This is a genomic window from Delftia sp. WSY_7, assembly GCF_043104845.1.
Lineage (GTDB): Bacteria > Pseudomonadota > Gammaproteobacteria > Burkholderiales > Burkholderiaceae_C > Comamonas > Comamonas tsuruhatensis.
In genome coordinates this window covers 33,908-53,953 of the sequence record NZ_JBICLB010000056.1, presented here as the reverse complement: position 1 = coordinate 53,953, position 20,046 = coordinate 33,908, and the positions used below count along the sequence as shown (strand labels likewise).

Below are 20,046 nucleotides of genomic sequence, written 5' to 3'. Positions count from 1 at the left end.
TCCATCTCCTTTGGGGGTTAATATTACTAAAAACACGTCATTCATCACAACAATGAATGCAATTCAGTGTAGTGGTGTTGTGCAGGTGCGTCAAGCTTTTTGCATTCATCAAGTGCAAATTCATCCCAAGATCTGGCCTGAAAGTGTTTTTTCTTGCAAAAATGAATTCATAATTGCCTTATGTCCAAAGAATTTGTCCACACCACCTTGCTTGAAGACCTTCGCGAAGTGTTCGTGCGCGGGGAAGTGCCTCCAGGCCATAAAGTGCCCGAGGCAGCGTTGTGCGAACGTTTCGGTGTATCGCGTACGCCGCTGCGAGAGGCATTGAAAGTGCTGGCCGCCGAGGGCCAAGTGGAACTGCTTCCCAACCGGGGAGCGCGCGTGCGCGAACTGTCCTTGGAAGAGGTAGAAGGTTTGTTTTCCGTGGCGGGCGCCCTGGAGGCCCTCGCCGGAGAGCAGGCATGCCAGCGCATCTCGCCAGAGGAGCTCGAAAGGCTGGGCGCGCTACATGCGCAAATGCGTCAGGCTTATGAACAACGCGACATTGCGCCTTACTACTTGCTCAATCGCCAGATACACGAGGCCATCGTGCAAGCGACGCGCAACCCTGTTTTGCAGGCGCAGTACAGCGTCTTGAACGCGCGTATCCGCCGCATCCGTTTCGGATCGCCTATGACACCAGAGATCTGGGCGCGCGCCATGGCCGAGCACGAAGGCATGCTCAACGCCCTGCAACGCCGCGACAGCGCGGCAATGGCAAGCATTCTGAAAACCCATCTTCATCACAAGAGCGAGGCCATCGTGCAGGCCATGCGCGAGGCATCTACTGTCGTGAAAAAAAACAAAGGGCGCGCACCGGCGCCCAATGATCGCAGCGGAGTGAGTGCCAAGCCGTAGCGGCGGGGAAGGGCGGGGCAAGCGACAGGCGCTCCACAAGCAACGATTCAAGCTCTTCCATCGGAGCACCATCGAAGGTCGCTGCGCGAGACCGCAACACGGCCCTCATGCGTGCGTGCGGACTGGCGCCGGCGAGGCGCCTTGGGCAGCAGCAGCGCGGCTTGTGCCATGAGGCGATAGACGCGTTTGGCATTCACCCTTGGCGCGCCCCGTGCCGTGCGCTGGCGGTTCACCAAGGCACAGGCACGTCGGTAGCCATAGCTGGGCAAGTCGGCAATTTCCTGGCGCAGTTCGGCGAGCAGCCCGGCGTCGTCGCCGGGTGTGCGATGGCTGCGGCCATCGGCCCAGCCTTCACCGCGCCCAGGCAGGTCGCGCACAGGCGAGCGCGCAATCCACTTTTTTCTGCGGCGTACCGCACGGCTTCCTTGAGGATTTCGTTCTCCAAGGTTGTCTTGCCGAGCACGCGCTGCAGCTTGGCTATTTCCGCGCAGACACCGACAGCGGATTCCTTGATATCCGTACATGCCGAGTTGTGGACCGGAGATGTGCTCACGCACATAAGTAGCAATTTCCTCAAATTGATAGAAAAATTTAATTCATATTTGATTAAATTGATATCTATGATGCAGCCATCGGATCAATTTTGGCATTCAATGGCAGCATGTGGCTGCGCCGATCCGGCCAGTTCAGGGTGACGCGGGACAGCGCAGGGCAGGGGGGCTGAAAAGTCGCAAGCCCCATGCTCTGCGCCAAGCCAGGTCAAGCCTGCATGGCGAACTCAACTCCATCGTCCTGGTCGAGGGCGAGAGCACAGTGGAAGGAACAACAATGAGACTCCAGATCAGACAAGCCTACAGTTTTGGTGCCGCTCTCCTGCTGGTTCTTGGCGCGGCCACCATTGGCGCAGCCATCATGAGCAACCGCAGCAGCGCTCTTGCCGACGAAACCGCCGCCAGGCGATACCAGTCCTACCTGCTGGCCGATGAGTTGCGGCAAAGCTCTGACGACCTCACCCGATTGGCGCGCACCTACGTGGCCACGGGTGACGCCAAGTGGGAGAAGCAATACATCGAGATTCTGGATATTCGCAATGGCAAGCTGCCACGGCCTCAGGCCTACGAGCGGATCTATTGGGACTTCCGGGCAGCCGATGCGCAAAACGTGCGTCCCGCAGGCGAAACGGTGCCGCTGCTTGATCTGATGAAGCGGGCCGGCTTTGCAGACAACGAACTCGCCAAGCTGGCCGAAGCCAAGGCCAACTCAGATGATCTGGTGCGCACTGAAACCATCGCCATGAATATGGTGAAGGGCCTCTATGACGACGGCAAAGGTGGGTTCACGCGCCAAGCTGAACCCGACAAGGCCAAGGCTCTGGGGATGATGCACGACTTGGCGTACCACCAGTACAAAGCCAAGATCATGAAACCCGTGGACGAGTTCCTGATTCTTCTCGATGAGCGCACGTCAGCACAGCTGGCCGCAGCCGTGGCGGCGCGGCAGCAATGGTCGAAACTTGCCATGGCCTCGACGGCATTGCTCATCGTGAGCCTGCTCGCCGGGCTCCTTTATCTGCGTCGTCGCACCAGCGCCGTGCTTGGCGACGTCAGTCGTGTGGCATCGGGCATTGCGGCAGGGGAGCTTGATCAGTCGATCGATCTCGGAGTGAGGGGTGAAGAAGGTGACCTGCTGCGCACTATGGGCAGCATGCAGCAGCAATTGTCTAGCGTGGTGGGCGCCATTCGCAGTGGTGCCGACAGCGTGGCGACAGCCAGCTCCGAGATTGCACAGGGCAACCAGGACCTGAGCCAGCGCACCGAAGAGCAAGCCAGTGCCCTGCAACAAACGGCCGCCACGATGGAGGAGCTGGGCACCACCACCCGCAACAACGCCGACAACGCCAAGCAGGCCAATCAACTCGCTCAGGGCGCCTCGGACGTCGCTGCGCAAGGTGGCGAGGTGGTCGGCAAGGTCGTCACCACGATGCAAGGCATCAGCGACAGCAGCCGCAAGATCGGCGACATCATCGGCGTGATCGACGGCATCGCCTTCCAGACCAACATCCTGGCGCTCAACGCAGCCGTTGAGGCGGCCCGCGCAGGTGAGCAGGGCCGCGGCTTCGCTGTCGTGGCGTCTGAAGTGCGCAGCCTCGCGCAGCGCAGCGCTGAGGCTGCCAAGGAAATCAAGGCCCTGATCGGCCGTAGCGTCGAGCAGGTGGAGCAAGGCACCGTGCTGGTGGACGAGGCCGGCAAGACCATGGGCGAGATCGTCGCCTCGATCCAACGCGTGAGTGACATCGTGGCCGAGATTACCTCGGCCAGCGTCGAGCAGAGCTCCGGCATCGGGCAGGTCGGCGAGGCCGTCAGCCAGATGGACCAGGTGACGCAGCAGAACGCGGCGCTTGTGGAAGAGAGCGCTGCCGCCGCAGAGAGCCTGAAGGGCCAGGCCCAGAAACTGGTGCAGGCCGTGGCGGTGTTCAAGCTGTCGCATGAAGGACTTGGAGGCTCGACCCACGCTGCGGCCCCAGCGGCCAACGCTGCTGCCGTCGAGCGTCGCGGCCCGGACCGTGCCAAGAACATCGCCCGGCCGGCATTCAAGGCGAAGGCTGCTGCAGCCCCAGCATCGACCTCTGAGTCGAGCCGGCTCGCTATCGCACCTGCCAAGACCGGCACTGACGACTGGACGTCGTTCTGAGCGCGGCTCGCCGCGCCAGAACCCGCCCCCAATCTCCAAGGAGTCGAAGATGACCGCCATGATTGAAGAGCGCCCAACGGTAGCACCGGTTACGGCGCAGACGACAGCCGCCTCATCAACACGGGCTGCCAAGGCAGTGGCCGCCATGCCCAACGAGTTCCTCAGCTTCCGCCTGGGTGGCGAGGAATACGGCATCGACATCCTGCGGGTACAGGAGATCCGCAGCTACGAGGCACCCACCCGCATTGCGAACGCACCGCATTTCATCAAGGGAGTGATCAACCTGCGTGGCGTGATCGTGCCCATCGTCGACCTGCGCCTGAAGCTCGGTTGCGAGTCGGCCGAGTACACCGATTTCACCGTCGTCATCGTGCTGAACGTGCGCGGACGGGTCATCGGCGTGGTGGTCGATTCGGTGTCGGACGTTCTGGCGCTGGGCGCGGACAACATCAAGCCGGCGCCCCGGATGAGTGCCTCGGTGGATGCCGGCTACATCATGGGTATGGGATGCTTCAAGAGCGGCGATGTCGAACGCATGCTGATTCTGACCGACATCGAAGCGCTCATGAGCAGCGCCGAGATGGGGTTGATGGAGGCCGCGATGCTTTGATTGATACGATGTGTATTCTCTAACAAGTTGTTACGAATTTTGGCAGCTTGATGATGATAGTTGGCGTATTTTGCGAGCATTTATAGAGTCTTCCTTGTTGTTTGGTTCAACCATTCAACAAGGTATCTATGCTCACAATCACCGTGGTCTCCACTAAGGGCGGAGTCGGTAAAACCACACTTGCTGCCAACCTGGGCGGCCTCCTTCACGACCTGGGCCTCAGTGTTCTACTCATTGACGCAGACATCCAGCCGTCGCTTTCTCGCTACTACGAGCTCAGCCACCAGGCCGAAAAAGGCCTCACCGATTTCGTGAGGTCGGGCGTGCTCACGACCGACTGCATCTCTCACTGCAAGCTGAGCCCGTCTGGCTACCTCGGCAAGCCCGTCATCAGCCCCGCCCCCAACGCCAAGTTGCACCTTGTGCAGTCCGACACCAGGGATGGCGTGCTCCAGGACTGGATGGCCACCCGTAACCCCATGGACATGCTGTTGAGGCTCAACAGGCCTTTGCAGCATGCCGATGTCACCCACACCTATGATGTGGTGATCATCGACACACAGGGCGCTGTGGGGCATCTACAAGACGCTGCAGTGATGGCTGCGGACCTATTACTTGTTCCTGTGTCGCCAGATGTGGTCTCCGCACGTGAATTTCTCCACGGAACAGCTGCGCTGATTGAGCGCCACGAATGCGTGGCCAACTTCGGCATGAAGATGCCACCCATGAAAGCCGTGCTCAGTCGTTCGGAGAAGACGAACGATTGCCGAATGATGACGGAGATCATCCGCGAGAATTTCATCACGATGCGTGGCCGCGTCAATATGCTTAATACGGCTGTGCCATCAACGGTGGCATACAGAAAAGCTGCAACGGCTCAAGTGCCTGTGCACTGGATCGACAGCATTAAAGCGTCCGAAACGATGCATGAACTGCTGTGGGAACTCATTCCTAGCGTCACGGAAATGTACGCGCCAAATCACAAGAGCTTCGTAAATTACGCTGCTTAATCCTCCTTATTAACCAGGAGGTTATATGCGTACACCCGTAACGCTGAATGCAGCGCAGCGCGCTGCGGATCTGCAGCGAAACAATTCGACAGAAACAGGCATCAGCAAAAAAACCGATTTGCCGACTGCACAGCCAGAAGTGAATTCAAAGAGCATGAACGATTCCGCCACAAAACCGAATAAGCAAGCCCTGCAACTCGAAGCTGCGCGCAAGGCTCTGGCTGCACCGACTGCCACCCCCCGCAACGCGACGGCAGGTGTTGACCCACTTGCAGAAGTGGATGGTGCGGTATCTACCCTTGATCCCGACGAGATCGAGATCTACAAGCACAACCCACGAACTCGACCCAACCCGAAAAGAGAAGAAATCAAGGCGAGCATGATCGCCGAAGGTCGTATCACAAATACGATCATGGTCACGCGCCGTTCTCCTGCGGAAAAGTATTTTCCCTATGGTGGCGGCAATACGCGCGTGTCCATTGCTCAAGAACTCAAGCGTGAAGGCGATACACGCTTTGACAAGCTGACCGTAATCACACGTAAATGGCCCGGTGAAGCCGCTGTTATTTCCGCACATCTCAGCGAGAACGACAATCGCGGCGATATTTCCTTCTGGGAGCGCGCCAAAGGCGTTGCTTCATACAAGGCAAAATACGAGGAGGAGAATGGTTGTGCACTTTCCTCGACGGAGCTTAACAAGGCATTAAAAAAACAAGGGCTGAATTATGGGGTGCGGATGATTCAGAACTTCGCTTTTGCAGTTGAGCATATGCAATTCATTGGAACCTGGCTTCGTACCGATGAAGTTAGTAACGTGCTAAAGCCACTGCTTAGCGGAATATGTGAGATTGCGGAAAAATTTGACAGGACAAAAGAGGTTAGGGCCGCACTGGAGGAGATTTTCCTCATGCATGGTCAAGATCTCGAAAGCCTGGAAGCATCAAATGTGGCCCAGGACCCGGCTGAACGTAAAGATGTAGTTGTCGATTTGCAAAGTCTGGTTCTCGATCTGCAAACCGTTGGAGCGAAAGCCATTGGCATAGAGATTGATAATCTCCCTGCCGCTATTTCTGCAGTCGTGGCCAATCCAAAAATCACAGCGGATGAGCTCGCCGGCGTGAGAGCTGCTGCCCCCGAATCGAAACCTAGTGGGCAACAAGCACCGTTGGGCGGAATGCTGGGTGCTGTGGGGAGCGGGGCCACCAATCAACAGCCTGCTGCTTCACGCAAAAACAGCCAGGCCAAGACAGCCGATTCGGACGCAGATGCACTGGCCAACTTCGCCAAGCGACTCTCTGACGATATTCTCGCCCTGAATGCCGTAGTGCCTATTTCTGATGTGATCGTCGTAGAGAGCCTGATGCCTCTGGGATTCATTGTAGATTTTCCCAGTGATGTTCAGATGGTTGGCGGTCAAGCACTTGATGAGGAAAAGCAAGACCTGCGCACTGCGCTTTGGTCAGTCCTAGCAGTGTTTACGGGTCAATTCAATCAAGAGCTTGCTAGCCTGTGCACCAAAGATACTCGCTGGAGCCAAGCATTGAAAACGAACGAAGCCGAAATGCGAGAGGTATGCGCTGCCGCTGGTCTCGCGTTCAAATCGGGTGTTTTATATACGCATTCTCTGCATTTTGCTCGACTGCTGGGTTCTCCCGTTATCGGTACTCCATTTATAAAGTTTCTCGGAACGGTTTCTGATTTTTTTGCGGCCTATCCAGCAAAAGCACAGATTCCTTATAAACCTTTGTTTTCCTGATTTTTGGTGACTGCAATGACAAGTCGAAGTGTTCCTGTTGATATTCGTGATAACGAGAAGTTCAATTTTATTGTTCTGACGGAAGTTATTCGCGTGATTGAAACAGAGGCTGGACTCGATCAGTTGTTGCTGCTAGGACTGACTCCGGAGCTAATTGATACGCTCCGGACTCGTCAAACGCGCGATCTGATTGATCTGGCATCACGTATGCGAAGTATTCGTATAACTTTAGCTGTGAATGAGATTGCTGGACATTTGGATGGAATTGATCGTCAGCGCCGTGATGACGAGATGTGTGAGTATTTTGTTCGCAATGGTGCAACCAGATCGCTGGTCACAAGATTATTTAAGCGCTCCTCCGACGAGGTGCGGAGGTTGCGCGATTTGCTCGGTGGTGCCAGTGTTGGGAGAACAAAGCTCCCAAAAGAACACGATGTTGTTGACCATATTCATATTGTTTGGCACGAAATAAGGCGAAATGCCGGCCCTACTGAAAATTTGAGAGATTGGCTTTACGCGCTTCATCAGAAATTCCCAGACTACTCTATAGATTCACTTCATACGTGCGTGAAGGAATATGAAAGCTTCTATGGTGATGATTCCAATTCAAGCGCCAAAGCACTAGGTAACCACTGATTCGGTATGACGGACGAAAACTATCTCCAATCCGCAATGCTTCTTGACCTGGTCGGTCAGGCGCCTATTACTATTAATCGTGCATTTGTTGATCTGACCGGGAATGTTCTCGCTGCTCTCTGGCTCTCGTATGCAGTTGAGAAGGGGTTGGATAGGGACAATGGACCCTCCTTTGTCCTGGAGCTTTCCGCAAGTGATGTGGAAAAAGATACGGGCATAACGCGTGCTCAGCAGCAGACATGCCGCCGCACCCTGGCCGCAATGGGTCTGCTGACCGAAGAGGGCGGCAAGGGCCGCACGCTGATGTATCGCGTGCATCTGGATCGGCTCATGGAGCAGCTGCAGAAGCAGGCACAGCCCCTCGCTGCCGCCATGGCCAAAGGTGATCTGGGGATTGAGCTTGCGGCAGCCGATAGGCCTGCAAGCCCGGACTGAGCAGGAGTCACTCAGTGCGTCTTCAACCACTGCTTGCTGAGCATGCACCCGTGGCGGGTGGCAATGACTCCGGTGCAGTCGAAAGCTCCGGGCCTATTGCCCAACAGATCATCCTTCATCTTGAAGATCGCGGCTTCGTACCTTTCCACCCCGCACTGTCGGAGCGGTTTGGTCACAAGGCAGCCATCTTTGTTGGCATGGCTTTGTATTGGACACGCCATAGCCTGCGCAACCATCCCCAGCGCGGTGGATGGTTTCACATGTCCATCGCCCAATGGCAAACCGCAATCGGTCTGACCAGGACTGAGCAAGCCACTGTGCGAACAGAGTTGATGGGGGCCGGGGTTCTCGAAGAACTACTGATCGGCCGCCCCAGCGTGATGAACTACCGCATCAACGTCAAGGCGCTCACCGCGGCCCTGGGTGCCACAAAACACGGACCATCAAAGCCCAGCCTGGAGGCGGTCGCATCCTGGATGCGAAGCTGCCGGGTCTACTACAAGCCCTTGGCCGACATTGCCAGCAACATCGCTGCAGGCCTCTACCTCTCATACCTTCTTCAATGCCATCGCGATCAGTTGAGGGCTGGCCAGCTGGACAACGGCTGTATCTCTGCCTCTCAACTCGACATCAGCGAATCCCTTGCACTCGGAACGAAGGTGCAGCGAAACGCCAGAGACCGCCTGAAAAAAGCCGGTCTCATCCAGGAGTGCGGCGCAGGCGGCTCGCTTGTACGGCTCAACTTTGAAGCCATCCTGCTCTGCTTGCGTGGCCAAGCCATCAAGCCGCTGAAGAAATCGGCGCGTAGCACGGACTTGGGAATTGGTGACGCCCCAGCCTCGGCCAGCGAGTCACAGGTCGCCCCTATCGCGTTGCCTGAGCGTCCCGCTGTGGCTGGGGCTGGCCTGGACTTGTCTGGTCTAGGAATCGGGCTGCAGCAACTCACCCTAACTCTGGAAGGCGTGACAGCGACTCGCCCGCCGGTGCCGAAGCGTTCTCGCGATTTGCTTCTCCACTTCCTGGAGGACAGTTTTCCTGCACCTGTCGGAAATCGACAGGTTGGCAAGGCGATCTATGGCTCCCAAAGGCCGCTGGAATCTGCCGTAAAACGCAATGGTGACAGTGACTTACGTGGTCTTCCGGACCCCCTTGAACGGGCTCTGGCGCCACGTCAGAAAAATGCCGTTTCCTGCATCCATGGGTCCTCGGAATCTGCCGTTTCCTGCAACGAACCTCTCCAAAATTCTGCCGAATCCTGCAGGCTCGATTTGCCGTTTCCTGCAACCTATATACAAGACGATATTTCAATAACTACTACTACAACCAAGATTGCTAAAGAATTAGAAAGTAGTAGTAGTGGTCTTGAATTAGCTCAGGAAGAAGGAGAAGTTGGCCTGCAGGAGGACAAAGCCCAGCTTGTCTTCCCAATCGATCTGTCGGCCTCCCAACGCGAAGCTGTTGAGAGCGTCATTTGCGGACTGGCCTTTCCTGACCAGCAAGAACTGCTGGATGAGTTGCACGGACAAATGGCACGCGGCAAAGAGATTCGCAGCCCGGCGGGATGGCTGCATGGAATCGTCACGAAGAAGGCCCAAGGGCAACCCGTTGCGCTGGTCTATGCAGCCGAAGTCGCGCAAGCTCGCCTGGAAACCATGACACGCGAGAAATTTGAGGAATTTGGGGAAAGGCTTGGACTGCCAGCTGAGCCGAATCAGCGGTTTGTGCAGAACATCGAGATGAACGAGGTGTTTTCCAAACTGACGCCGGGCGTGGTTTACGTCATTCGTTCTACGGGTTCGCTCGTACAAATTGACGTCTCGACCAATGTTTTGCGTGTCAAAAGGTCAGATCAGCAAGCCTGGTTTGTGGTGATGAACGCTGGTCCTTTGGTTCGGGCCTTGCGGACCAACGATCTTTTCCCAGCCGAGGAATGATTTGATGAACTCGATTTCAATTCAAGTCAACGATCTAAAGACTGACTCGGTATTTCCTCGATCTGTCCGTGTAGCTCGAAACGAGCCACCGCGCAAGGCTTGCCGTGTAGCTCGAAACGAGCCACCGCGCAAGGCTTGCCGTGTAGCTCGAAACGAGCCACCGCGCAAGGCTTGCCGTGTAGCTCGAAACGAGCCACCGCGCAAGGCTTGCCCCGTAATCGCGGAAGCCTTAATGGCTTAGCAGCCGTCCTATGTAAAAGCAGTTTTGGTTTGTTCATACTTTAGAAATCGAGAATTGGAATGCTTATGAAAGCAAATACTTTGTTCCTTCAATTGGTGCAGCGCTTGCATAACTATGTAGACGCTTCTGTTCTTTGGGTTCTTTTGAAAGAAGAGGCAGATATCAAAGAATATGCTATGACTGCCGGCAAGATGGCGGAACAACAATTATGTGGAACTATTTCAATTGCGACTGCTAAACGCTCGATTGAGCGCCTTGCTGGGGCGGGGTATATCTCGGTGCGAACTCATAAAAACACCAAAACGCTTGTAACCGTCAATCGCGAAGCGGTTCTGGATTTGCTTCGAGAGAGCCTGCCTGAAAGACTGCCCGCTTTTAGTAAGAAGGAATTCGATTTTCTCGATGCTTGGAAAGCAGACGAGGCAGCGTAGGCCAAAGATGTATGTGGAATTGGTTTTTTGGTGCTTATGTTTGGCTGCGCTACTGCTTGTGGAGTTCCTGATCGTCAAGGGACTAATGGCTTATGTGGACTTGCTACCCTGACCGAGGGGTCAATTTTTTAGATCAACACTGACTGGGAGAAGAAGATGGCGACAAACCAAGGTAAACAAGAGACAAGGCGCGGTAGTGGCATTGATGCCATAGACCTACAGAGCATTTTGGGTCCCGCAAGGATGAATTTCGAGAAGGAAGCGGGATCGCCTTTCTCCGATGGGTATTCCATTCGTGGTGAAGAATTGGCGTTAGCGGACTACATCGAATCCGGCGCTTCTGAGAGTGATCCTCGCTTCGATCGGTATGTCGAACTCCTCGACCGCCGTGAACGCTTGTCTCAAATGAAAGCCGAGCACCGCGAGCGCAGGGGGGCTGATCCGCTGGTGCCTATCTCAGATGCGCAAGCCATAGATGATCTGGGAATGCTGATCGATGATGGTGTTGACCAGATGACGATCCATACCATTGAAGCGCTGCGGATGTTTTATGGCCGTGCTCGTGAGCCTGGCTCGAAAGTGGCTCCCATCATCGGTGGCCGGCGAATTGCTGCCTCTCTCCGAAATTTGTGGCTTCTGACGGCCAACAACAATCCTTATGCCGACTGGGCGCTGGTGCGGTACGAGCGAGGTCTGCAGGAGGTGCAAGAACACCTGCGCGGGGCAATCCAGCACTGCGAAGAGCGCATGGATCAGCAGCGCAAGTTGGGTCTTATCTACACGGTTGCCGCCTCATCGAATCCCGTGAATGTGAATCTCGGCTTCAAGAGTCCTTATGGCTACGACATCTCGACGCTCATCGTTCAATACGACTACTTCGTCCGCTTGCAAAAGACGTTGAACCGCAAGAGCCTGCAAAGTGATTCGCAAATGCGAGAGTCCCTGAGCATTGCCTCCCGGGCAATCCTGAAAGTGTTCTATGACACTGCACGCTTTTCACGGTGGTTGTCTCGCAGTGAGATGGCTGATCTCAACCGCGCAGACTGGGTCGGTGCTGACGAGCAAGCACGTAAGCGCATTGAGTTTGCTATGCAAGTTTTCGGGCCTGTGCCGGCAGTGATTTACAAGGTCGAACTTGCACCATCGCATTCGCGTCGTCGCTATTCGCTCTCAGATGCTGAGCGTGCAGTCTTGCAGCAGGTCGGCGCGCAGCTGGAGGCCAATGAACAGGCTCAGCGTCATGACGAGACTGAGTCTCCTATTGAGGCTCCAGCAGAGCCAACGAGCAGCACAGAAACTGTGTGATTTGAATATCGGGGGTATTGGTATGAAAGGGGATGGTGTGAAAGGGCAGGTGTTGAAAGGGCGATCCCAGCATGCCGGCGATGAACGTATCGTCAATCATGTGGTTTGGGCAAGGCATACCGCAGTGAATCAAGACTGTCAAAATCACGTTGACGTAAAGGCCCTTACGGGTAGGGGCGGGCTCGCCGCCCTGCGCCAAGGTGTTGCCAGTCTTGATGCGGTGGCTGACAAAATGCGGCTCCTCTCGGAGCAGTCCAAAACCGTCAAGGGCGTGGGCGCATATCTAGTGGTGCACCAGCGAAGTTCGCGCGGTTCCGTGTTTCTGCGCTGGCGTCAGCGGCTTGGCGCAAACCGGCATCTGAACTGGGAAGAAATCGAAGAGATTGCTGCAAATCTGCCTGGTGATCTTCGCGTTTGGTGTATTCGCGCATCCCGGGAGGCCCAGCTACTCAACGAAGAGCACCTTCAACTGCGCGCAAAGATCAAGATTGCGCGCAGGGCTTTGGAGGTCTCTGAGCCCCATCTTTACCCGCGTTCCAGTTTTTCTTCTTAATCGATTTGCCTGGCAGTGGTGCAGCCGGGCAATTCTCTAAAACGCACTATTGGAGCTACACATGCAGAATATTTTTATCGGTAAGGGAAACCTGGCCCAGTCGCCCGACCTGCGCGTCATTACCGGAGCCAATGGCGATTTTGAAGTTGCGAGCATGCGCATCATGTTTGGCCGCTATGCACGCAACAAAACCACGGGGGACGTCGAGCAAGTTGGGGGCTTCTGGCGGGAAGTGGAAATATATGGACAGAAAGCGCGGGATGCAGCGCGCCTACTGCGCAAGGGAAGTCGCGTCTTGGTCTTCGGCGAAGAGCGGGACTTCATGGCCAAGGATGGGGCAACTGGCGCTGAGGTGCAGGTCATCAAGGTCGTCGCTGAAGACATCGCTCTTCAACTGTCCCGTGTGAAGAACATCGAATTCGAGACGGCTCGACGGCAAGCACCAGAGCCCGAAGGTGAGCAAGAAATGGCACCCACCGCTTGAGCGGTCTTTTAAAGAGTGTGGAGCAACTGAAGGAGAAAGCCTTGAAAAGTACGAGTCAACCGGCAAGCTGCGATGAGATATGCGTCCTGGACGATGGCCGTTTCTATGTCGTAGTCGTCAAGAGTGCGGGTCAGCGTGAAGAAGACGCTTCTGCTTTTCTGCTGATGCACCAGACTAGAGGTGGAAAAGATCCATGCGTCGGCAGCGCGATACTTGAGCTCGATGGCGCTTGGAATACTCGAATCACCGTAACATACGATGAAGTTTCCGAGTCGGATTCGGTTCATGTTGGCGATTTTGACAGCCGTGTTGAGGCCATCGTTTTGATGTGGCGCCGCCGTCACGAATCAAGCTATTTTCCTGCGCAATAATAAATAATTCCTAGTGACGCGTTTGCGACCGCCAGCCAATATATAAGCTGTCACAGGAGTGGGTGGTGAATTTAAATTGCTGCAGCGACTTCAATGGAAGACCGTTGGTTCAAGATGGTCGTTTGGTTGAATCAAATTGGGATGATTATTGCAATGCCATATTTGAGAGAAATATTATTGAATATGGCGCATCGTTCGATCAATTTATATTGATGGCATGCGAAGCGTTTGATTCCGCGATAGCGCTTCTTCCTTATTCAGTACATCCTCAGGCAATAAAAATAGCCAAAAACTGGGGTTATGAATAGGCTGAAATTAGGCTTATGCGAATAGATGAATTGCAGGGGCGGGGGCTGTACCCCATTGAAAAGCGTACCCCTATTGACCAGGTGGAGTGGGTGGCCTAATGATTGATCGTCCGAGCAGACCTGTGCATATCGGCCCAGTCACCATCACGCCCCCGGACCTGCTGTTGCAGGCTGCCTTCGACGGGCGCAGGTTTGGCTTGCAGCTCACGCACGTGCCAGGCCTGAAACGGCCCTTGGCAGCCTACGATGCCTGGTGGTGTGCATCACGCCGCATGTGGATGCTGGATGTCAATGATCCCTCGCGCGTCGAGCAGATCCTGCAGCACGCCTTCGCCGGTCAGTTCGTGGACCTGGAGCGCATTGATGTTACGCTCCGGGCCGCCGCGGCAGCGCCTCAGCAGGACTACTTCACGCAGCTGCTCGACGTGCAGGTGTTCCCGCTTGCGAAGGGTGATCTCAGCCGAGGCCGGTACGCCGTCAGCTTCACATACGACCCGCTGTGTGTGCGTGCCATGCGCGCTCTGGGTGGCTACTTTCACAAGCATGCCTCTGCCTGGCAGGTCAGGGCCACACCGCAGGAGATCCAAGAGCGCCTGAAATCGATTGCTGGGGTGGCGCCTGAGTTCGTGTTTGTGCACGAGCAGCCTGTTGTCATAGAGGAGCTGGCAAGCACTGGCAATCAAGGCTCTCCCATCAGCGTGCCGTCTGCGCCACCACCCTCTGGTGGTGGACCTGGTTCAGGGGAGGAGGAGGGGAGTGGCTTTCTTTCGACGGAGCGCGGCCATGTGGCGGATCTGCCCTATGACGCTGTGGCCCTGGCCAGCATGGTCGCGTGCGGCACGCTGCGCGACTATCAGGCCGAGGGAGTGGTCCACATGTTGCGCCAGTCGGGCGCGTGCATGTGCGACGACATGGGCCTGGGCAAGAGCCGCCAGACCGTGGTTGCCTCGCGCATGGCCGCCGGCAACGGCCGGGTGCTGATCGTGTGCCCTGCATCGCTGCGATTGAACTGGGAGCGCGAGATTCGCATGATCTACCCGGACGCTCGCATCGGCATGGTGGGCGAGGATCGGTTGGCCACGCTGCAGGGCTGCGACTGGGTGATCGGCAACTATGAGCGCATGGGCGGCCTGGTGCGCGAAGCAGGGCTGGATTTCGCTGTGATGGCTGTTGACGAGGCCCACTACCTCAAGGAGTACCAAAGCGGGCGCACGCGCAACGTCTTCCTGCTCGGCGCTCGCATCGAGCGCTGCTATGTGGTTACGGGTACGCCGCTTCTAAATCGGGAAGTCGAGATGCACACGCTGCTGCGCATTACTGGCCACGAACTGGGACACTTGACGTTGGCGGACTTCCGAAAGCGCTTCGCCGGTGCGCCTGAGAAGCGTGCGGCCCTGGCCGAGGCCATCAAGGGCTGGATGATCCGCCGCAGCAAGTCAGTACTTAAAGACTTGGGCAGCAAGGAGCGGCAGATGCGCTACCTGTCGCCGGCCGAGGGCTTGGATACCTACAAAGAGATCTATGGGGACATGAGCCTGCAGGCGATGCCCAAGATCGTGCGGCTGCGCAAGGCGCTGGAGACGCTCAAGATCCCGTTCCTGATCGAAACCGCAGAGGCGCTAGGTGAGGACGACAAGCTCATCATCTTCTGCGAGTACATGAGCACCGTGGAAGCTCTGAAACAGGCCCTGGAAGCGATGGGGATGCGCAGCGTCAGCCTGGTGGGCGCAGACAGCGCGAAGCGTCGTCAGGCTGCTGTGGATGCCTTCCAGACCGATGCGGGGATCAAGTTGTTCATTGGCACCACCATGGCGGCCGGCGTGGGCATCACGCTGACGGCCGCGAACATCGTGGCCTTTGCCTCTATGCCTTGGACACCAGCGTTGATGCGTCAAGCGGAAGATCGGGCGTACCGCCTGGGGCAGAAGAGGGATGTCCTGGTTCTGGTGCCAGTGATTCCCGGAACCATCGACGAAGGAGTTCTCGCTCTGCAGGAGAACAAGCGCACGACCGAAGAGGAGGTCATCGAGGCTGCCAAGACAGCGCTTCCAACTGCTCAGCGCTCGATGCTGATAGAGGTACCACCCGAAGTGGTCGATGAGGAGGCTGCGCTGGCGGCGTGAGGCGAGGTCCAGCTGGCTGCGGGGATCGGCCAGCGTGGACGCGTTCTTCACCACCACCTTGAGGGCGGCGACTTCCAGCAGTAAAGATGGCTAGACCAGGGTGAGGGAAATTAACGCAGCCGCGGCGATGACAGCTGCAACTCCTGCAGCTGCGGAGAACTGCAGGGAGAGGCAGTGGGTCGAGATGCGTGCGCAGACAAAAGCGTTTGCCATTGGTATAGCTCCGGTTTTTATCCATTCCGCCATTTTCTCCGATGTGGCGCTGGTGCTCGCGTTGCCAAGAGGCAGGCACGCGCACTGCCTATACGCTACGCGAAACCTGGAGCCCTCGGCGCTGTCTGCTAGGCGGCCGGCAAAGCGTTAGCTCGGACAAACCGAGGGATTGCCGTCAAGAATGCACTATGGACACCCGGCGTCACGCGCCAGGGTGGCTCAAAAGTTTGATCTTAAAGTAGAATATGAAGCTCTCCATTTCTGGAGTAATGGTGCAGCCATTTTTCGCGTGCAACAATGCAGTTGAAAGATAGATTCTGATGAACACAGTTGATAGCGGGCAACGGAGTATGGATGTTTGTAGGCGTCATTTGGCCTACCATGAAGCCGGGCACTGGATAGTTGCTAAAGCTGCGGGTTTCAAAGTTGGCGAGATTGTTTTGACCGTCCATGGGAATTTGGTTGACAAAAAGAAGAAAATCTACGATTTCAACGGGGTTGGAAGTGCTCACATTGATCCAGAGCCATCACTTGTTTCCATCGAAGATGTCAATGACTATCTTTTGAAGCGTATGGCGGTATTGATAGCGGGCGTATCTGCTCAAATGTTGGTTGATAAGAGGGATTCAGAAAAGATTTGGGCGACACACGCCGCCGATGATCAAGGGAAGTTAAATGAGTTGTCTTTTATACTTCGTGGTATTAGATTTGCAGGCAAGATTTCAAGGGATTCTGAGATAGATCATCGGCGTGAACTGGTGAATGAAGCTGGGGAATTGTCCGCCAGATTGCTTAATGAAAATATGCAAGCTCTTACTGAGATTTCAGAACTCCTTATTAAGGAGGTTTGCACTGCTAATAGGACGTACTCAATTGTCTCTGAAAAACTTGAGGTAATATTCAAGAGACATCACGGGTGAATCTAGGACGCGGGATCATCGTGATCCTTTGCATCACTCTGGGTTGCATTCAGAAGGGCAGTTTGAGAAGGTCTGGCTCAGCACAAGCCTCATTTAGTTTGCATGAGAACGCTGTGTTCGACTGCACGAGAGAGGTTTGGTAGAGCTTGTGCCGGGGCCTCATTGCGGTCTCGGCTGGAGGTTCACCATGCTGGTCTGCTAGCGGTAGAGCGATTATTTTTTGAAGGAAAACAGAGTGGTGGCTGAACTGATCCTGGACGAGGCCAAGCGGGTGTACCGAGCGGCTATCGACGCCTCTGCAAGTGATGCAGAGGGTGACGAGTGGTGGATAAACGTCGCCAGTGAGGTGCGCCGGGTTTGCGCTGCCACACCTGTAGAAGCGGCAGCAGCGATGATTGAATGGTGGCATCACGACTGGTCAGCTGTTGGCGATTCCGCAAAGGCTGCGGCTCAACGCATCCGTCAGGCAGTGAACAACATTTCAGAGGAAAGATGATGAATTAAAGTTGCTGCAGCCTTTGTCTAAACCTTTAGAACTTTTAAAAAAAGCTACCGAAGTAGCCTTTCTTTATGCGATAGCAAACTGTGTGCGATCCTTGTCCTTGATCCAATCTGGCGGCTTGCCTCGTCCGGTCCAAGTCTTACCAGTGGCGGGATCACGAAATTTTGGCTCGCCAGTTGTTACCTTGTATGTGCGCTTTCCAGTGAAAATATCTTCTGCAGTGAGGCCGTAGTCAGACGCAAGGCTCCGAATTTTCGCAATCACATCGCTGACTTCCTGTTTGCGAGCGGCTTCAATTTGGGCTTCTAGTGCCTCGCGCTGGGCGAGAAGTTCTTTGTATGAATTGCTCACGGTTGATCACCTTCAAAATTAAACAAGCCTTAATGATAACAACATTTCAGATGTACTGTGGATATTAATGTGTATTGTGGTTAATACGTGTTAGATTGATCCCCCACTACAAGCTAGCGAAGAAGCCTCAGCGCCGCTAGAATGCTTATGTGACCGCTCTTAGAGCACCACGAAGCGTCTGAGCCCTTGTGAGACGCGCGCCTGCAGCTGCAGGCAGGGCACACCTCTTCATCTTCCCACCGGGATCAACGAGTCCCAGCTGGGGGTCGTTGTCCTTCAATTGAAAGCAACGACATGTCCTCCTCCACGCGCAAACCCCAACAAGCCGCATCCGCCTTTGTCCGCGCCTCCCAGTGGGATGCCAAGCATCTGGCAGATGTGGTTTCACGGGTTCAAGATCCCCTGGTCGCTGATATTTTGATTGGGTTGCTCGAAGAGCATCCCGATCTGAAGATGCAGTACCTGGGTGTCTACACCAAGGCCTGGGAAACTCTGCGTCGAGCAGAGCAGATCCGGGAAAGAGCTTATGAAGCCGGCCATAAGTACGCAGATCGGCGCCGCAAGTTGTCCATGTGCGTGACCTGGTCAGTGAGAGTTTTGCGCGATTTCTTTCGCCTGGTGCGAGAAGAGATCCAAAAATCTCGTGCTGAGCAAAATGCGAAGCAAGCATTTAAACCTGCATCTGCCAAGCCGAAAGGCGATAACGTGATCTGTCTACCAATGATCCAACATCCTACTGGAACTGAACGCTAGGCCTTTTGGCTTCAAACGAATCCCATCATCGAGCATTTGCTTGGTGATGGGATTTTTGCTTGTGTGATTCTGTTTAACTTTGGAGAAAAAATGATCAAAGCTGTGGAATTGGCCATAGGACTGATATAAAAGAATGGTAGCGCACGGAAGGCGGAAACAACTTCCATCATGAATTTGATTGGTAGGCTGCGAAATTTTAAGAATGGCTAGCTTGAATTGGATGCTAAAGAATTCCTTGCTATTGTAGAGGCTATCTCTATACTGGGAAAGGGCGCTTAAATCATGAAAAAATAGAGTAAATCTCAGGCTTGAAGATGAACAGCGTAGAACTAAGCGACGTGCAGGAGTAGAGATAGCTGTGAACGCTAGTGTTTACGCCAAGTTGAATGCTGTTGCCGAGCATGATGCATTTTTAAGTCTTATAAACTTCCATAAAATTGCCTGGTTCAATGATGACAGGATATGCATTTTGTATTTTTACCCTGATTGCCACATAGAAAGTCTGAAATCTATGGTTGATAGAATTGCGTACAGTTCTGAGACAGTTGCCGAGCAATGGGATAGAGCCTGGAGCACATTTCAGGTAAATCTCACTCACCTTAAGAGTCGCTAATACCACCGATCCACGAAGCGTTCACAGATGATCGCGCTGCCAGTTTCAGCAGCGCTTCATGGATATCCAGCCAAAGCGGATTCGTAACTTGTCAAAGCCTGCAAACCGTCCATGGGCCCGCTCCACCACCCAGCGATGCTTGCCCAGTAGCTCGCTACTCTCCACGCCTCGCCTCGCCTGGCAGTGCGGCTGGCGATGCCCGTTGTCTCAAATGCGCACGGCAACGTTTGTAGTCATAGCCCTGTCGGTTTGCAACTTCGATAGTCTTTTGCGGGGGCGTCCTCTCAAGCCTGCAACCGCAGGATTCACGTCCGCACGCCTCTCGAACATCTTGGAGTCGTGCCGATTCGCACCGCTGACCAAGATCACCAGCGGGATGCCTCTGGCATCTACAACGATGTGCCGCTTGGATCCGAGCTTGCCTCTGTCCGTGGGGTTTGGGCCCGTTTCCTGGCCCCCCGGGGGCTTGGTACCGAGGAGCCATCAATGCTGGCCCGGCTCCAATCTATTTGGTCATGTTCACGCAAGCGAGTCAGCATGGCTTGGTGCAACTGCTCCCAGACACCGGCGGCGTTCCAGTCGCGCAGGCGCCGCCAGCAAGTCATGCCGCTGCCGTAGCCCAGGGATTGGGGAAGGTCTTCCCATGGAATGCCTGTTTGCAGCACGAACAAGATGCCGTTGAGGGCGGCCTCATCGCTGACTGCGAGCTTGCGCGCACCGCCTTTGGCAGAAGGCACGAAGGCTGGGATCAGGGGTTGTAGCTGTCGCCACAGTTCTTTGCTAGCGGGTCGTCTTGCCATGAGGGCAGCGAGCATAACTGCTCTGCGGGGGCCTGCGACGAAGTGGTGTTAGCCACTCTAAGGGTGCCAGGCTTAGCGCTGAAGAATTCATGTGGTCATTGCGGAACTC

18 protein-coding genes and 2 pseudogenes are annotated in these 20,046 nt (G+C 55.3%); 17 read left to right on the top strand and 3 right to left on the bottom strand.

What is annotated here, in order from left to right; all coding sequences use genetic code 11:
• The first annotated feature begins 180 nt into the window (after window positions 1–180).
• Window positions 181–897, top strand: coding sequence for a GntR family transcriptional regulator (locus tag ACF8ME_RS29065; protein ID WP_392419311.1), 717 nt, complete (start codon window positions 181–183; stop codon window positions 895–897).
• A 56-nt stretch (window positions 898–953) separates the two neighbouring features.
• Here the strand turns inward: ACF8ME_RS29065 and ACF8ME_RS29060 are convergent.
• Window positions 954–1,384: pseudogene (locus ACF8ME_RS29060) on the bottom strand (IS3 family transposase); the annotation flags it as partial.
• A 341-nt stretch (window positions 1,385–1,725) separates the two neighbouring features.
• On the opposite strand from ACF8ME_RS29060, the gene ACF8ME_RS29055 reads away from it, so the two are divergent.
• The 15 genes from ACF8ME_RS29055 (at window position 1,726) to ACF8ME_RS28985 (ending at window position 17,414) form a co-directional block, all read left to right on the top strand.
• Window positions 1,726–3,588, top strand: coding sequence for a methyl-accepting chemotaxis protein (locus ACF8ME_RS29055; protein WP_392419310.1), 1,863 nt, complete (start codon window positions 1,726–1,728; stop codon window positions 3,586–3,588).
• 49 nt (window positions 3,589–3,637) lie between these two features.
• A complete protein-coding gene (locus tag ACF8ME_RS29050; protein WP_151020530.1) occupies window positions 3,638–4,198 on the top strand; it encodes a chemotaxis protein CheW in 561 nt (186 codons plus the stop codon).
• A 128-nt stretch (window positions 4,199–4,326) separates the two neighbouring features.
• Entirely contained in the window at window positions 4,327–5,208 is an 882-nt protein-coding gene (locus ACF8ME_RS29045) for a ParA family protein (protein WP_392419309.1), read from the top strand.
• Between the two features lie 25 nt (window positions 5,209–5,233).
• Window positions 5,234–6,964: a hypothetical protein gene (locus tag ACF8ME_RS29040; protein ID WP_392419308.1), complete on the top strand. Its 1,731-nt coding sequence runs from the start codon at window positions 5,234–5,236 to the stop codon at window positions 6,962–6,964.
• Window positions 6,965–6,979: 15 nt separating this feature from the next.
• Window positions 6,980–7,600, top strand: coding sequence for an STY4526/YPO1902 family pathogenicity island replication protein (locus ACF8ME_RS29035; RefSeq protein ID WP_082254807.1), 621 nt, complete (start codon window positions 6,980–6,982; stop codon window positions 7,598–7,600).
• 6 nt (window positions 7,601–7,606) lie between these two features.
• Window positions 7,607–8,035 (top strand): hypothetical protein, encoded by a 429-nt coding sequence (locus tag ACF8ME_RS29030; protein WP_034393771.1) that lies wholly within the window; start codon window positions 7,607–7,609, stop codon window positions 8,033–8,035.
• A 14-nt stretch (window positions 8,036–8,049) separates the two neighbouring features.
• Window positions 8,050–9,969 (top strand): hypothetical protein, encoded by a 1,920-nt coding sequence (locus ACF8ME_RS29025; protein ID WP_392419307.1) that lies wholly within the window; start codon window positions 8,050–8,052, stop codon window positions 9,967–9,969.
• A 306-nt stretch (window positions 9,970–10,275) separates the two neighbouring features.
• Window positions 10,276–10,641 (top strand): hypothetical protein, encoded by a 366-nt coding sequence (locus ACF8ME_RS29020; protein WP_155524735.1) that lies wholly within the window; start codon window positions 10,276–10,278, stop codon window positions 10,639–10,641.
• 156 nt (window positions 10,642–10,797) lie between these two features.
• Window positions 10,798–11,946 carry a PFL_4669 family integrating conjugative element protein gene (locus ACF8ME_RS29015; protein ID WP_392419306.1) on the top strand — a complete coding sequence of 383 codons (1,149 nt, stop codon included), beginning with the start codon at window positions 10,798–10,800 and terminating at the stop codon, window positions 11,944–11,946.
• Window positions 11,882–12,499: a hypothetical protein gene (locus ACF8ME_RS29010; protein ID WP_392419305.1), complete on the top strand. Its 618-nt coding sequence runs from the start codon at window positions 11,882–11,884 to the stop codon at window positions 12,497–12,499. The genes ACF8ME_RS29015 and ACF8ME_RS29010 overlap by 65 nt, the downstream gene beginning before the upstream one ends.
• A gap of 61 nt (window positions 12,500–12,560) precedes the next feature.
• Entirely contained in the window at window positions 12,561–12,983 is a 423-nt protein-coding gene (locus tag ACF8ME_RS29005) for a single-stranded DNA-binding protein (protein ID WP_392419304.1), read from the top strand.
• Between the two features lie 41 nt (window positions 12,984–13,024).
• On the top strand, window positions 13,025–13,354 hold the full coding sequence (locus ACF8ME_RS29000) for a hypothetical protein (protein WP_392419303.1): 330 nt from the start codon (window positions 13,025–13,027) through the stop codon (window positions 13,352–13,354).
• A 406-nt stretch (window positions 13,355–13,760) separates the two neighbouring features.
• Entirely contained in the window at window positions 13,761–15,785 is a 2,025-nt protein-coding gene (locus ACF8ME_RS28995; protein ID WP_392419302.1) for a DEAD/DEAH box helicase, read from the top strand.
• 533 nt (window positions 15,786–16,318) lie between these two features.
• Window positions 16,319–16,918, top strand: a complete 600-nt coding sequence (locus tag ACF8ME_RS28990; RefSeq protein ID WP_392419301.1) for a hypothetical protein — start codon at window positions 16,319–16,321, stop codon at window positions 16,916–16,918.
• Window positions 16,919–17,156: 238 nt separating this feature from the next.
• Window positions 17,157–17,414 (top strand): hypothetical protein, encoded by a 258-nt coding sequence (locus ACF8ME_RS28985; protein WP_392419300.1) that lies wholly within the window; start codon window positions 17,157–17,159, stop codon window positions 17,412–17,414.
• A 72-nt stretch (window positions 17,415–17,486) separates the two neighbouring features.
• On the opposite strand, the gene ACF8ME_RS28980 is transcribed toward ACF8ME_RS28985, so the two are convergent.
• Window positions 17,487–17,771 carry an H-NS family nucleoid-associated regulatory protein gene (locus ACF8ME_RS28980; RefSeq protein WP_392419299.1) on the bottom strand — a complete coding sequence of 95 codons (285 nt, stop codon included), beginning with the start codon at window positions 17,769–17,771 and terminating at the stop codon, window positions 17,487–17,489.
• A gap of 294 nt (window positions 17,772–18,065) precedes the next feature.
• On the opposite strand from ACF8ME_RS28980, the gene ACF8ME_RS28975 reads away from it, so the two are divergent.
• Window positions 18,066–18,524 (top strand): hypothetical protein, encoded by a 459-nt coding sequence (locus tag ACF8ME_RS28975; protein ID WP_392419298.1) that lies wholly within the window; start codon window positions 18,066–18,068, stop codon window positions 18,522–18,524.
• A 609-nt stretch (window positions 18,525–19,133) separates the two neighbouring features.
• Here ACF8ME_RS28975 and ACF8ME_RS28970 read toward each other — a convergent pair.
• Window positions 19,134–19,937, bottom strand: a pseudogene (locus ACF8ME_RS28970) (IS5 family transposase).
• Window positions 19,938–20,046: the final 109 nt, after the last annotated feature.

Excerpts from the sequence above, each read along its gene's own strand:
- ACF8ME_RS29065 (WP_392419311.1), top strand. The coding sequence starts at position 181 with ATGTCCAAAGAATTTGTCCACACCACCTTGCTTGAAGACCTTCGCGAA.
- ACF8ME_RS29055 (WP_392419310.1), top strand. The coding sequence starts at position 1,726 with ATGAGACTCCAGATCAGACAAGCCTACAGTTTTGGTGCCGCTCTCCTG.
- ACF8ME_RS29050 (WP_151020530.1), top strand. The coding sequence starts at position 3,638 with ATGACCGCCATGATTGAAGAGCGCCCAACGGTAGCACCGGTTACGGCG.
- ACF8ME_RS29045 (WP_392419309.1), top strand. The coding sequence starts at position 4,327 with ATGCTCACAATCACCGTGGTCTCCACTAAGGGCGGAGTCGGTAAAACC.
- ACF8ME_RS29040 (WP_392419308.1), top strand. The coding sequence starts at position 5,234 with ATGCGTACACCCGTAACGCTGAATGCAGCGCAGCGCGCTGCGGATCTG.
- ACF8ME_RS29035 (WP_082254807.1), top strand. The coding sequence starts at position 6,980 with ATGACAAGTCGAAGTGTTCCTGTTGATATTCGTGATAACGAGAAGTTC.
- ACF8ME_RS29030 (WP_034393771.1), top strand. The coding sequence starts at position 7,607 with ATGACGGACGAAAACTATCTCCAATCCGCAATGCTTCTTGACCTGGTC.
- ACF8ME_RS29020 (WP_155524735.1), top strand. The coding sequence starts at position 10,276 with ATGAAAGCAAATACTTTGTTCCTTCAATTGGTGCAGCGCTTGCATAAC.
- ACF8ME_RS29015 (WP_392419306.1), top strand. The coding sequence starts at position 10,798 with ATGGCGACAAACCAAGGTAAACAAGAGACAAGGCGCGGTAGTGGCATT.
- ACF8ME_RS29010 (WP_392419305.1), top strand. The coding sequence starts at position 11,882 with ATGACGAGACTGAGTCTCCTATTGAGGCTCCAGCAGAGCCAACGAGCA.
- ACF8ME_RS29005 (WP_392419304.1), top strand. The coding sequence starts at position 12,561 with ATGCAGAATATTTTTATCGGTAAGGGAAACCTGGCCCAGTCGCCCGAC.
- ACF8ME_RS28995 (WP_392419302.1), top strand. The coding sequence starts at position 13,761 with ATGATTGATCGTCCGAGCAGACCTGTGCATATCGGCCCAGTCACCATC.
- ACF8ME_RS28990 (WP_392419301.1), top strand. The coding sequence starts at position 16,319 with ATGAACACAGTTGATAGCGGGCAACGGAGTATGGATGTTTGTAGGCGT.
- ACF8ME_RS28975 (WP_392419298.1), top strand. The coding sequence starts at position 18,066 with ATGTCCTCCTCCACGCGCAAACCCCAACAAGCCGCATCCGCCTTTGTC.